Source organism: Sphingobium sp. BS19 (assembly GCF_027925545.1).
In the GTDB taxonomy this organism is placed as follows: domain Bacteria; phylum Pseudomonadota; class Alphaproteobacteria; order Sphingomonadales; family Sphingomonadaceae; genus Sphingobium.
Window position 1 is genome coordinate 1 of sequence record NZ_BSEF01000046.1, and the last position, 11,618, is coordinate 11,618.

General features: G+C 59.0%; 12 protein-coding genes and 4 pseudogenes. 8 read left to right on the forward strand and 8 right to left on the reverse strand.

Annotated elements, in window-relative coordinates; translation table 11 throughout:
* The 3 genes and pseudogenes from QMG56_RS22490 to QMG56_RS23605 form a co-directional block, all read right to left on the reverse strand.
* Positions 1–628, reverse strand: a 628-nt coding sequence (locus QMG56_RS22490) for a TonB-dependent receptor plug domain-containing protein (protein WP_375713753.1), incomplete at its 3' end; no start/stop codon positions are given.
* 158 nt (positions 629–786) lie between these two features.
* A pseudogene (locus tag QMG56_RS22495) lies at positions 787–2,002 on the reverse strand (IS3 family transposase).
* A gap of 77 nt (positions 2,003–2,079) precedes the next feature.
* Positions 2,080–2,448: a transposase gene (locus tag QMG56_RS23605; protein WP_375713754.1), complete on the reverse strand. Its 369-nt coding sequence runs from the start codon at positions 2,446–2,448 to the stop codon at positions 2,080–2,082.
* A 106-nt stretch (positions 2,449–2,554) separates the two neighbouring features.
* On the opposite strand from QMG56_RS23605, the pseudogene QMG56_RS22500 reads away from it, so the two are divergent.
* Positions 2,555–2,818: pseudogene (locus QMG56_RS22500) on the forward strand (transposase); the annotation flags it as partial.
* A gap of 97 nt (positions 2,819–2,915) precedes the next feature.
* On the opposite strand, the gene QMG56_RS22505 reads toward QMG56_RS22500, so the two are convergent.
* Positions 2,916–3,185: a hypothetical protein gene (locus QMG56_RS22505; RefSeq protein WP_281825085.1), complete on the reverse strand. Its 270-nt coding sequence runs from the start codon at positions 3,183–3,185 to the stop codon at positions 2,916–2,918.
* A gap of 95 nt (positions 3,186–3,280) precedes the next feature.
* On the opposite strand from QMG56_RS22505, the pseudogene QMG56_RS23610 reads away from it, so the two are divergent.
* The 4 genes and pseudogenes from QMG56_RS23610 to QMG56_RS22520 all read left to right on the forward strand — a co-directional run.
* Positions 3,281–3,403: pseudogene (locus QMG56_RS23610) on the forward strand (transposase); the annotation flags it as partial.
* A gap of 75 nt (positions 3,404–3,478) precedes the next feature.
* On the forward strand, positions 3,479–3,862 hold the full coding sequence (gene tnpB / locus QMG56_RS22510; RefSeq protein WP_281825072.1) for an IS66 family insertion sequence element accessory protein TnpB: 384 nt from the start codon (positions 3,479–3,481) through the stop codon (positions 3,860–3,862).
* 23 nt (positions 3,863–3,885) lie between these two features.
* The gene (locus QMG56_RS22515) at positions 3,886–5,463 is read left to right on the forward strand and encodes an IS66 family transposase (RefSeq protein ID WP_281825074.1); all 1,578 of its coding nucleotides are present in this window, start codon (positions 3,886–3,888) and stop codon (positions 5,461–5,463) included.
* Complete coding sequence (locus QMG56_RS22520) at positions 5,460–6,068, forward strand: UPF0149 family protein (RefSeq protein WP_281825076.1); 609 nt, start codon at positions 5,460–5,462, stop codon at positions 6,066–6,068. The genes QMG56_RS22515 and QMG56_RS22520 overlap by 4 nt, the downstream gene beginning before the upstream one ends.
* A 54-nt stretch (positions 6,069–6,122) precedes the next feature.
* Here the strand turns inward: QMG56_RS22520 and QMG56_RS23615 are convergent, their stop codons facing one another.
* Complete coding sequence (locus QMG56_RS23615; protein WP_375713755.1) at positions 6,123–6,359, reverse strand: hypothetical protein; 237 nt, start codon at positions 6,357–6,359, stop codon at positions 6,123–6,125.
* Positions 6,343–6,630 carry an IS110 family transposase gene (locus QMG56_RS23620; protein ID WP_375713756.1) on the reverse strand — a complete coding sequence of 96 codons (288 nt, stop codon included), beginning with the start codon at positions 6,628–6,630 and terminating at the stop codon, positions 6,343–6,345. The genes QMG56_RS23615 and QMG56_RS23620 overlap by 17 nt, the downstream gene beginning before the upstream one ends.
* Here QMG56_RS23620 and QMG56_RS22530 point away from each other — a divergent pair.
* Entirely contained in the window at positions 6,598–6,735 is a 138-nt protein-coding gene (locus QMG56_RS22530; protein ID WP_281825084.1) for an Lrp/AsnC ligand binding domain-containing protein, read from the forward strand. The genes QMG56_RS23620 and QMG56_RS22530 overlap by 33 nt on opposite strands.
* A 32-nt stretch (positions 6,736–6,767) precedes the next feature.
* On the opposite strand, the gene QMG56_RS22535 is transcribed toward QMG56_RS22530, so the two are convergent.
* The gene (locus QMG56_RS22535) at positions 6,768–7,730 is read right to left on the reverse strand and encodes a LysR family transcriptional regulator (protein ID WP_281825078.1); all 963 of its coding nucleotides are present in this window, start codon (positions 7,728–7,730) and stop codon (positions 6,768–6,770) included.
* 305 nt (positions 7,731–8,035) lie between these two features.
* Positions 8,036–8,320: an SDR family oxidoreductase gene (locus tag QMG56_RS23625; protein ID WP_375713757.1), complete on the reverse strand. Its 285-nt coding sequence runs from the start codon at positions 8,318–8,320 to the stop codon at positions 8,036–8,038.
* Between the two features lie 133 nt (positions 8,321–8,453).
* Between QMG56_RS23625 and QMG56_RS22540 the strand changes: the two genes are divergently transcribed.
* Both QMG56_RS22540 and QMG56_RS22545 read left to right on the forward strand, forming a co-directional pair.
* Complete coding sequence (locus tag QMG56_RS22540; RefSeq protein WP_281825080.1) at positions 8,454–11,357, forward strand: Tn3 family transposase; 2,904 nt, start codon at positions 8,454–8,456, stop codon at positions 11,355–11,357.
* A 126-nt stretch (positions 11,358–11,483) separates the two neighbouring features.
* Positions 11,484–11,594 (forward strand): annotated as a pseudogene (locus tag QMG56_RS22545) (ATP-binding protein); the annotation flags it as partial.
* Positions 11,595–11,618: the final 24 nt, after the last annotated feature.

An 11,618-nucleotide genomic window follows, 5' to 3' on the forward strand; every position in this document is an offset into this window, starting at 1 on the left:
CCAGCGTATCCGTGATCGGGCCGCTGATATGCGCATTACCTTCAATGGTGTTGAACCGGCCATAGCTGACATCCCCGCCGGCGGTAAACGTGTCGGTTGGCTTCGCTGCGATATAGTTGATCGCGCCACCCGTTGAATTCTGGCCGAAAAGCGTACCCTGCGGTCCCTTCAGGACCTCGATCCGCTCAAGGTCATAGGCAGAATGGCTGGCGAGAACCGGGAACGGAAGCGGTGCCTGGTCGACATAGACGCTGACCGCCGGATACACACCCAGCGAACTCTCGTTGAAGCCGATCCCGCGCAGCGTGAACACCGGGGTGTTCGCCGTGCTCGCCGCGTATGACAGACCGGGAACCGCCGATGCGATGTCCTGCAGCGACGTAATCTTGCGCTCGGCGAGCGCTTCTCCCGAAAAGGCCGTGATCGACAGGCCGACTTTGTTGATGTTTTCTTCGCGCTTGTTGGCAGTCACGATGATGTCACCAACCGTACTTTCACTGCCGTCCGCCGCCGCATTCGTCGTGGGCGTGTCGGTCGACGGACTCGACGACTGAGCATGCGCCCCGCACGCGGCAAGCAACCCCATTGCGGATACGGAACAATAAACAGATTTCGTGAGATAATGCACCTTCAGTCTCCCCCTCCGATGCGGGCGCGTATCGATGTCGCGCTTCCGCATTTTGCGTGCGCCCGTGGCCGGGCACACCAATACTAAGTGCGTCAGTGTGACATCGCGCCTTCCCCGATATCCCCGATGTTGTTGCCCCCTAATTCCCTGACAGTCAGTCATGGGTTAAGCGCGATAAACTCACGCGGCGAACGATAGCCCAAGGCACGATGCGGATGCACGTGATTATAGTGGGCCATCCAGTTGGGGATTTGGTCGATGACAGCGCGGGCGTCAGGCCTTGGACTGACGCGAGCGTAATCGCGTTTTATGGTGCGCACGAAGGCTTCAGCCATGCCGTTGCTCTGGGGGCTCTCGACTGGGGTGGTTCTTGGTATCAGGCCGATGCTTCTGGCAAAGGACCGCGTTTCCCTGGCGGTGTAGCAACTACCATTATCGGTCAGCCACTCGATGTCATGGGGCAGACGGTTCACTTGCCCGAAGCGATATTCGACGGCGGTGACCATGAGATCCCGGACATCCTGGGCGGTGATGCCGCCCGTCGTCGCGACAAAGCCCATGGCTTCACGATCACAGCAGTCGAGCGCGAAGGCGATGCGCACCCATTGTCGCAGCCTATTTCGAGGCCGTCGGAACACCAACGGGTATTGCGTATAGCGACCGCAACCTTGCCATCATGCCTGCGCTCTTCCCCGCGCCCGCTATGTCGCGCGAGCAGAAGGCCATGAAGCTTCATGACGCGGTAGATGCGCTTTTGATTGGGCGCTGCGCGCCCGTGCATTTCGGCTTGGCGGCGTAACAGCGCATGCACTCGGCGATACCCATAGGTCGGCAAGTCCATGATGAGAGCGCGGATCTCGGCGACAAGATCAGCGTCAGGCAGCGGCGGTCGACCGCGGCGTTGCATCGGGCCTTGCTGGCGCATGGCAGACAGATGCGGTCGGGAGATGTCCAGCGCCTGGGCGACAGCGCTCACTGTCCACCCTTGGGCCACGAGGTCGAGTGCAACAGATGTTTTTTTGCGCCTGTGGCGCGGGACATGGCCTCACGCAACAGCTCGTTCTCCATCGTCTTCTTGCCGAGCATACGCTGCAGCTCGCGTACCTGGGCTTCCATTGCCCGATACTCAGACGCTGCTACGACTTCTTCGCCAGCTGTCGCTGCCGTCAGAGCGCCTTGGGCCATCAAACGGCGCCAGTTGAACAGCTGGTTGCTGGCAATGCCATGCTGGCGGGCTACCAATGACACCGAGTTCCCCGGGATATACGTCTCTTCGACAATCCGGATCTTCTCCTCAGTGCTCCACCGCCGGCGGCGCTGCACCGACGTGATCACGTCCACACGATCATACTTACCAGGCATAGGGTCAGGCATATTACTCACTCTTACATAGGTGAGACTGCCTGTCAGGAGATTTAGGGGGCCACTTCACCCGACACCTCAGTGCGCGGCTACGCCCCCAACGCACACAATTCTAGTTTATGAATAGTATAATCAATATTAGCGGGGGAAATAGTTATTCCGACACACCCTCGGATCAGCAGGGTGATGCCAACCCGCTCCGCCGAGGTGGCCCTCGAGCGCGGGTTCCGCGTGCATCGGCGCGCCGATGTCGACCGGCAAAAGATCGGCCCAACCGGCGCAGGCGGCAGTCCTCTCTTCCTGAAAAGATGGCGCCAATTATAAATCTGGCTTCGCGATACATCGTAACGCCGCGCAACGCGCGCCAACGTCTCGCCGTTCACCCCCACCGCCGCGACAATCTCGAGCTTTTCAGCCTGGCTCCACCGACGACGCCGTTCCCGGCCCAATACCTCCACCGCCGTCCTTCGCTCTTACTCAGGACGTCCAGATCGACGTCCTTATGGACGCCTCTTACGACCTCACACCACATCCCGGCAGGCGGCCTCAACCGGTCGGTTACCGTGCATCATCCATCTGCTCAGGAACTCGATGGACTTCGTCTCCTGGAAGGATCGCAAGGGGCTGGCGACGGCGCTCAAGGAAATCTACCGCGCGCCCAGCGCCGACACGGCCGAGCTGGCGCTGACAGCGTTCGAGGCAGGCTCGTGGGGACAGCGCTATCCCGCTATCGGCCAGAGCTGGCGGCGCGCCTAGGCCGAGGCCATCCCGTTCTTCGCCTTTCCCGGCGAGGTCCGCCGGATCGTCTACACCACGGATGAGATCGACAAGACCTCACGGGCAAAAATATGCTATGGTCCCTTGGCGTGGGCGACTCCGTGGCGAAGAGTGGAGCATCGGATGCGAGTTCTGCCAGGCCGCCTCATCACAGCCCTTCCGACTTGGAGCGTCCGCGCACCTTTGGACGGGCTTCCCACTGCGCCACGAAGTGTTCGTATGCTTGTTCGGCATGTCGGGCGACATCCATTCCCTGATCGTGTCCGTCATGAGGACCCCACATATTCATGATCGCGAAATCGGCCGATAAACGTCTGGGGTAGCAGAGGAGTTGGCGATGCGAGATGATAATGGCAATGCGGCGGGAGGGGAAGATTTTGATGCGCATAGTGCTGAGCACAGGCATCAGCATAGGCATCAGCACAGTGCGCAGGGCTATGGCGAGCCGCCAAAGCCGCCCCATCGTATCGAAGTCATCGTTGGTGAGCCGCGGCGCCGGCGTGGTCGGCGGATGACAAGGCGCGGATCACTGGGGAGAGCTTTGTGCCAGGCGCTAATATCTCGGCGGTGGCGCGACGACATGGTGTAAGCGCGGGCCTGCTTCATTACTGGCGCCGAGGCGCGCGCGAAATGGGTGTTGGTGAGGCGATCACCTTTCACGCGGTACGCCCCGCCGGCGCTGAGGACGACCGGGGCGCTGGCGAGCAAGGCGTGATCGAGATCGAGATCGGCGAGCATGTGAAGATCCTGGTAGCATCAACGCCAATCGACTTTCGTCGCGGAATAAACGGGCTGGTCGCGCTTGTGGCGCAAGCGCTGAAAATGGATCCCTACTGCGGCAGCATTTTCGTCTTCAGATCCAAAAGGCGAGACCGGCTTAAACTGATTGCGTGGGACGGGTCAGGCATGATCCTTGTGACAAAATGGCTCGAAGCTGGGAGTTTTGCATGGCCACCTGCGCGTGATGGCGTGGTGCATCTGACCGGTCCCCAGATGGCGATGTTGCTTGCCGGCCATGAGTGGACCACAGCGCTGGGGCCGGCGATAAAAGACCGTCAAAAGCGGGGTAAAAGCGCCAATTTACTAGGTTTTTGATGAATTTTAGGCTAGTGTTGGCCATGTCCGGCGACGTTGCCAACTTCTCTCGGGCTCCCGATATTCTGATCGGACTTTTGCGCGAGCGCGACGCTGAAATCGACAGGCTCACGTCCCTGTTGAAGAGGGCCCAGGCTATGCTTTGGGGTGCGCGCTCGGAAAAGAGCAGCGCCATCCTGGAAGGTCAGGAAGCCCTCGACCTTGGCGACCTGGCTGATGATGTTACGCTGGTGCCGGCCAATGATGCTGACACAAACACGCTCACCGTCTCTGGTACCAAACGGAAGAAAGCCGTCCGCAATATCGGCGCCCTGCCAAAGCATCTCGTGCGGATCGAAGAGATCATCGAACCGGCATCGACCCAATGCGCCTGTTGCAAGGGCGCGTTGCACAGGATCGGCCAGGATGTTGCCGAGGCGCTCGACAGTATGCCCGCCGTCTTGCGGGTGCTGCGGACGATCCGCCCGAAATATGCATGCCGCCAGTGTCAGGCAGCGCCCGTCCAGGCGCCAGCAAAACGCCGCATGTTCGAAGGCGGCATGGCAACGACCAGCCTCATCGCCAATGTCGTGGTGTGGAAGTTTGTGTGGTACGTTCCGCTTCACAGGCAGGTGCAAATGCTCAGCGGTCAGGGCATCGCCCTTGATCGCAATACCCTGGGCTTATGGGTCAAACGATCGGCCTGGTGGCTGATGGGCTTATACCGACGACAGCTCGAGATCATCCACGGATATGACCGGATCTTTTGTGACGAGACCCGAATGCCGGTTCAGGACAAGAGCAAGCAACGGGTCAGGACCGGATGGTTCTGGGCGCATGCGGTCGATGATCGGCCGTGGAATGGGCTCGCACCGCCCGCTGTTGTCTATATCTACGCGCAAAGCCGCGGGAATGCGGCCATCAAGCAGCAACTGGCGGGCTATCACGGCACGCTGCAGGTCGATGGCTATGGCGCGTATAAAAGTCTGATCAAGGCCAGCTCCAGGTCGGACATGGGCAATCGGAATATCGACCTCGCCTTCTGCATGGCGCATGCCCGGCGCAAGTTTACCGATATCTACAAGAAAACCGCCTCGCCGATCGCCCGAAGCATCATCGAACAGATCGGCCGCATCTATGCTATAGAGGCGCAAATCGGCGGTACGATCGCAGAATACCGGCTGCAGATCCGCCAGACTGAAACGGCGCCGCTTATGGCGCAGCTCAAGGTCATGCTGAATGAGGCGCTACCCCAGCTCTCCATAAAATCCGCGCTGGCCGGCGCCATCCAATATGCGCTGACCCACTGGGATGGGCTGAACCTGTTCTTGCATGATGGCCGCCTCGAGATCGACTCCAACACGGTTGAGAGAACGATGCGCGGTATTGCTCTGGGCAGGCGAAATAGTCTGTTCTCGGGCAGCGACGGCGGTGCGGAAAGTTGGGCGGTGCTCTCGTCACTGCTTCAGACAGCATGCTTAAACGGCCTGGATCCCTATGAATGGCTCAATGACGTGCTCGAGAAGATCGTCTCGGGCGCTGTGAAGAGCCATGAACTCGATCAGCTGCTGGCGTGGAACTGGCGGGCGGCAGCTGATCCCGCTATGCGCCTGGCCGCATGAGCAGCAGTCGATTTAAGCGTCCCGCCAAGCCGGCAAAGGCACGCATACTCACGCGCGAGAAGCTGGAAGAGTGGCTCGCCAATCTTGACCCACAGGCCGCCAATGTCTCGATGATCGATGGCTATCTGGCAGCCTTGGTCGTCTCTCCGCAGTTCATCCCTCCGGAAGAATGGCTCTTGCCGATCCTGAGCCGGGAGGTCGCCAATGCCTCCGACGATAGCATCGAGGGCATTGTCAGAAGCACCATTTTCCAACGCTATAGTCAGATCGGCGCAACCCTCTCGGGCGGCCCCAAACGCTATGCCCCCATCTTCATGCGCACAGATGATGAGGAGGTGCTGCTCCAGGACTTTGCCAACGGGTTTTACCTTGGCATGAGGCTGAGCATCGACGACTGGAAACCGTTCATGTCTGATCGGGAAATCGGAATGCCCATGATGGCCATCCTGGTCCACTGCACCACGATGATCAGCGAAGACAAGCGCACGGCTGCAATCGATGAACAAGCGGCCGAAATCCTCGCAGAATCCTGGCGCGTCGTCCCAGAGGTCCTCGAAATGCTCCACGTCAACCTCGCTGGATCCCGAAACATCGAAATCCGCTAACCAGCTAACGCCGCCGACCTCCCGATATCAGCGCATGTGGCCTTCTCATGCCGGTTACCCCTGATCTCGCAGCGCCTTGACGTTGTAGGCGTGCGCCGGGCCCGGCGTGTTGCCCTTTCTCTGCGGCAGTCCCGACTGCAACTCCATGGCACGACGTTTCGTCCCGACCAATGCCGGGCGCGCCCAACGGTAGTCGGTTTCTTTGGTCAGCAGATGCCAGCACAGTACGGTGAGCTTGCGAGCCAGCGCGACAGCGGCGATCTGGTGCCCGCGCTTAGCTCTGATCCGCACGAAGAAGGCGTGTAGCGGCCCAGGCGGCTTCGACCAGCATCGCGCGGGCGTGACTGCGCCCGGACTTGCTGAACCGACCGTGATGTGCGGCCCCGAGCCCCGACTGACGAACCCGCGGATTGAGTCCGAAGTAGCTCACCAGCTTCTGCGGACTCGAAAAGCGACTGATATCGCCGATCGCGGCGACGAGGCCGGCGGCGACCGTCAGGTTGACGCCGGTGATCGTGATCAGCCGCGCATGCGAGTCGTCGTCGGTAGTGTCGATGACTATGAGCGATTTCTCAAAAAGGTGCTGCTGGACCTTCCCGGTGTCGCATCAATCAACTCCAGTTTTGCGCTTCAGCGTATCAAGATGACGACCGCTCTCCCAATCTGATCGGCCGGTTCGGTCGAGGTGCGATAATTGAGCTATACGAACGTTACACAACCAGCCTCGGCAACAGGTTGTTGCGGCAGCGGCTCGAGTTGGCTCGCCAAATCCGCAATAGTCAATCTCAACCATTTGTGCGCTGAGTCCCGGTCATATGACGGATGCCAATATAGATTAATCAACAATTCGGGATACTGCACAGGAGGTATAAATAGTTGCAACGGCAGGAAAGATGCAAAATATCTAGCGAGCCGCTCCTGCATTACGGCAACGATTTGGGTTTGAGCGATGATATGAGGAATGACGGTATAGTGCGGTGTGATGACCCTATAGGACATTTTTATATCGGCTTTTTCCAGAAATTTTGCTTCGTGATTACGCACGATTTTTGAATGGGTTGAGAACGACGCTTGCGGCAATCCAAAAAACGACGCAGCATCCATGCCCTCATAAACGAGCGGATTGTCGCGCGCGCAGATGCCGATGTAGCGATCTTCAAAAATCTGCTGGTGGCTCAGGCCTATCGTATTAAACGTATCGGCCGGCATGACAAAGATTTCGTTTTGCAGGGCCGCATGCCCTTCCAACATCTCCGGTTTTACGTCGGTAAGAGACAAAGTGATACCGGGAGCTTGCTTGCTGAGCGCTTTCGTTAGAGAACCGCCCAGCAGCCAGTGAAAATAATCCGCTGTGGCGATCGAGAACTCGCGTTTGATCTGGTTTGGGAAAAAATCGTTACCCAAAACCGCTTCTCGTATCTGACTGATGATCTGCATAATACTGGGCGCGATTTCTTCGCATCTTCCGGTCGGCCGCATTGTACGACCGTCCCAGATAAAGAGCGGATCATCCAGCATCGATCGTAAACGATTCAGAGCCAGGCTCACAGCGGACTGGGATAAGCCAATCTGCTGCGCAGCGGTGCTGATGCCGCGCTCACGATATATCTTGTCGAATATCAGAAGAAGGTTAAGATCAATTTTTCGTAGGGGTTCACTCATTCGGCATCCTCTCAATTCGCTCTTTACCCTGCCATATACCACCTTCGGTGACCCCGACCGATGGGGATAGCAGTAAGGCGGAGAGTCCCCGCTCCTTCATTATGATTGTTTCGTGGGACGACAGGGAGTGCGCCGGCAATCTCAGGCGCTATAGCCTGATGCGCCGCCAAACTGAAACACGGAGACCGACCGGCCTGAACATGCTTGACCATCTTGCTCGCCAATTATTGGCCTGTTGTCGCAGGCACGGCCTCCATTTCTTGAACGGTCGTACCGATGTTCCACCCGCCATCGACACAAATTGCCTAGCTTGTGATATAGCTCGCGTCGTCACTTACAAGGAAATGCGCCAACGCGGCGACTTCTCCAAGTTTGCCGGTTCGTCCAAGAGCTGCGGCGAGTGCTGTTACCCGTGATGCCGGTGCATCCGCCGTCTCAGTCATCGGCGTTGCAATGGTGCCGGGGCACATCGCGTTGACGCGAATATTCAAATGGGCAAGCTCAACCGCAGCCGTCTTGGTTATCTGAATGACGGCTGCCTTGCCCGGGGTTCCCGTACCACGTTTGCAGAAAGTAGCGGTAAGGATTATCGTCTTATATCAATAACATGCTTCGATTTAAGGAATTGAGTGCCTTTATAAGTCAATGACTTAGCCAATCTGAAGGTATTGAAAGACTCGGCGGGCCGCTTCCCATAGTCTTTTCGTTGGAGGCGACTCGGCGATGGAAAGGTGGCGAGAGCAGTATCTAGGGATTGAAGCGATTCCTGAGACGCTGACCGAAGCGGAAATTGCGTTCTTCTTCCGCCTCGATGAGGGTAGCCTACAGGTTGTCACCAGCCGTCGGCGTCCAATGACCCGGCTCGGGTTAGTCCTGCATATCGGCTTTTTGCGAATGAGCGGCCGACATTTGTCCGCGCTCGAGAGGGTCCCTTCCTCTGTCCTTGCATTCGCTGGTGACGAAGTGGGAGTGGCTGCCCCGCAGCTGGCTACACTGCGCGCCATCTATCGGCGGCGCATGACACTATTCGCGCATCAGCGCCTTGCGGCGTCGGCCACCGGCATCAGCACAGCCAACGAGGCCCAACTGAGGATGTTGACCGCGTATCTGCGCCGCCAGGCTGAGACCGTCCTTGTTCGTGAGCAGTTGGTGACTGCGGCACGCCGCTGGCTCTACGACCACGCGTTCTTGATTCCTACTGACCGAAGCCTCGAGCAAATCGCCGCCCGCGCCCAGGAGTATGCTCTGGGCGAACTCAAGAACGCAATTGAGGCTAGCGCCGGCAGCGACACAGTAGCTGGGTGGACTGCGAAGTTGAGCGCTGTTGGTCCCAACCCGGACCAGGCGCTGCTTGACTGGCTGCGCGCCTCACCCAAGGGCTTTGGAGCCCGTGCAATAGGTGACGTTCAAAAGCGGATTGCCGTGCTCCATGGTCTCGGTGCCGAGCGCCTTATCCTCCCCGAAGTCCCGATTGAACGCATTCGTCAACACGCCATACGGATTTCTCGCCGCAAGGCATCGACGCTGCCGCGCCTAAACGAGCCACGGCGTACGGTAGAGATTGGCTGTTGGTTGCGGTTGCACTTGCTCGAGATGACCGACGTCGTCTTGATGCAGACGAGCCGGCGCATCGGTCAACTTTGGAGCGACGCCCGCAGGAAGGTCGAGGAGCGAGCGCTCGAGCAGCTTAATCAATACCGCACTGGCGTCGACACGATCATCAGCGCACTCGACGATTACGACCTTTCCGATCGCGAGTTCCGCGAGAGGGTCTCCAAGGCGGTGTTACCGCTTCGCTCGGCACCGGCGACGAGAGGCAAGGTCCAGGCAATCCGCAACCAGATGGCCACAACGCCTGGGCCGTTGCGCCTGTTGCTCAAGCAGGCGGACGCCATTTGTCTGACGATTGCACCCGATCATCCGCTTAGTGTGGCGATGCATACGCTACGTAACGCCTACAATGGGCGTGAACTGGGGCTCATGCCTTGGCAGATTGAGCCGTTTCTTAAAAACCCGCCGGCTGCATTGCGAGCAGCAAGGACGGCATCGGATCGACTTGCCGCCTACGAGGTCGCTACAGCAATGCTGCTGAAGCGTTCGCTACGCAACGGCTCCGTCAGCGCCCCACACAGCGCCCATCATCGCAGCGTCGCTGATCAGTTGATGCCGACCCCGCAATGGCACAAGCTGCGGCCGCAGGCAGTGCGCGATAATCGCTGGGCGGGCTCGATCGATGCCTATCTCGGGCGTTTCAGGGAGGCATTGTCGCTGCGCGCGACCATGCTGGATGACGCGATCGGCGCGGCGGATGTAGGCATAGTAAACGGCAGGTTTCTCGTACCGAAGTTGCGTGCTCTTCCCACGGATCCCGCGACCGACAGCACTCGTGCGGCGCTGTTCGCCGCCATTGGCGCTGTACAGCTTCCGGAAGTCATTGTCGCAGTGGATGCGCGCACCGGCTTCTCTTCGCTGCTGCTAGGGCGAGAGGCTGCCGGTGCTGACGAACTGCAAGCACTTTATGCCGCAATTCTCGCGCTGGGCACCGATAAGACCGCCGCCGAGATGGCGCGGATGGTGGACGGGGTCAGCGATGATCGAATAGAACTTGCGATGCGGGCGATGGAGGACAACGGCCATTTGCGCGCTGCCAGCGACGCTGTGGCCGCGGAAATGCTCGCCACTCCCCTTGCCGTGCATTGGGGCTCGGGTGTTGCTGCTTCGGCAGACATGATGAGCCTCGATGCGACCCGCAGGCTTTGGCTCTCTCGCATCGAGCCCCGCCGGAGGGTCCCGGCGATTGGCACCTACACCCACATCAGCGACAGATGGGCTGTGATCTATGACCAACCTGTCCTGCTCAACGAACGGCAAGCGGGCGTCGCCATTGAAGGAGCTTTGAAACAAAACATCATCGCAATTCAACGTCTCGCTGTCGACACGCATGGCTTTACGCACTTCGCGATGGCAGCGGCTAAGCTCCTTGGCTTCGATCTTGCTCCCCGCCTGGCAGATCTTGCGAGCCGCAAGCTGTTTCTGCCGCACGACGTCAGCGTGCCCGCGAGCCTGGAGCCCATGGTTGAGCGAGTTGGGGTGAGCCGCGCTGCCCGGGAAGGTTGGGATGGCCTGCTCCATTTAATCCTGTCGCTTAAGAATGGACATGGCTCTGCGGCGACGATCATCGCACGGCACGGCAGCGCCGCGAAGGGCATGCCGGTCTACGAAGCCGGGACGCTACTTGGCAAAGTGCTGCGCAGCTTGTTCTTGCTCGACTATCTTGTAAAGCCGGTCTTCCGCAGGGAAATACACCGCGTCCTCGGACAAGGCGAGTCGGTGCACCAACTTCAGCGCGCCATCTTCGCCGGTCGGATTGAAGCCAAGCACGCGCGTAACTTGCGCGAGGTTGCCGCGACCTCCGGAGCCCTTACCCTGCTGACCAACATCGTCATGGCCTGGAACACTGCGGCAATGCAGAAAGTGGTCGACCGAGAGGGCGCGGATCGGTTTCCGGCCGAGCATCTCGGGCACATCGCGCCGGTAGCCTTCCGCCATATCAACATGCACGGCAAACTGCACTTTCCCATCGAGAACTACGCCGGCTTCGCAGTAGCGGGACGACGGCAAGCTTAAACGCAGGCTCGAAACCTGAAGTCACATTAAGCCATTGATTTGCAAAGAAGCACGATTTGGCAGAAATACGCAAGCTATTGATATAGCGTAATATTTCCTAACGCTACTTTCTGCGAAAGCGGTACGGGAACCCCGACTTACGCCGACGCGATCCTGGATCGCCTGGTGCACAACGCTCATCGCCTCGATCTCGACGGCGACAGTATGCGGCGATCGAAAAATACGCCGGACGCTTGACGGCAGCCGCGAACGACACAACAA

Excerpts from the sequence above, each read along its gene's own strand:
- QMG56_RS22505 (WP_281825085.1), bottom strand. The coding sequence starts at position 3,185 with ATGCCTATGCTGATGCCTGTGCTCAGCACTATGCGCATCAAAATCTTC.
- QMG56_RS22515 (WP_281825074.1), top strand. The coding sequence starts at position 3,886 with ATGTCCGGCGACGTTGCCAACTTCTCTCGGGCTCCCGATATTCTGATC.
- QMG56_RS22520 (WP_281825076.1), top strand. The coding sequence starts at position 5,460 with ATGAGCAGCAGTCGATTTAAGCGTCCCGCCAAGCCGGCAAAGGCACGC.
- QMG56_RS22530 (WP_281825084.1), top strand. The coding sequence starts at position 6,598 with ATGCGAGTCGTCGTCGGTAGTGTCGATGACTATGAGCGATTTCTCAAA.
- QMG56_RS22535 (WP_281825078.1), bottom strand. The coding sequence starts at position 7,730 with ATGAGTGAACCCCTACGAAAAATTGATCTTAACCTTCTTCTGATATTC.
- QMG56_RS22540 (WP_281825080.1), top strand. The coding sequence starts at position 8,454 with ATGGAAAGGTGGCGAGAGCAGTATCTAGGGATTGAAGCGATTCCTGAG.